At 30.5% G+C, this 364-nt stretch carries 1 protein-coding gene; it reads left to right on the top strand.

The features are described from left to right. The coding region (locus H1S01_RS20960) for an HAD family hydrolase (RefSeq protein WP_188042200.1) at positions 1-364 on the top strand (364 nt) is incomplete at both ends.

The following is a 364-nucleotide window of genomic DNA, read 5'->3' as shown; positions in this document are numbered from 1 at the left end:
GATCTATATAAGGAAATCATTAAACAATTTCATATCGACCGTCTTAAATGGAAAGATTTATTTAATGACTTTGAAATGCATTTCTATCGTTACGTTTTCCCTTACTATGATACTTTGTATACATTAGAAAAGTTATCGAAACATCATTACATGATTGGTGTGATTGCAAATGGGAAATCCAAAATTAAACAATTTAGATTGCATTCATTGAGTATTATGCACGTTATTAATTATTTAACTACTTCTGAAACTGTAGGCTATCGTAAGCCACATCCTAAAATCTTTGAAGATATGATTGATCAATTGGGGGTTAAACCATCTGAAATAATGTATGTCGGAGATGATGCATTAAACGATGTTGCTC

The sequence above is a fragment of the Heliobacterium chlorum genome (assembly GCF_014502795.1).
GTDB lineage: Bacteria > Bacillota > Desulfitobacteriia > Heliobacteriales > Heliobacteriaceae > Heliobacterium > Heliobacterium chlorum.
Note: the sequence above shows the minus strand (reverse complement) of the source record. Positions and strands in the feature narration are given on the sequence as shown.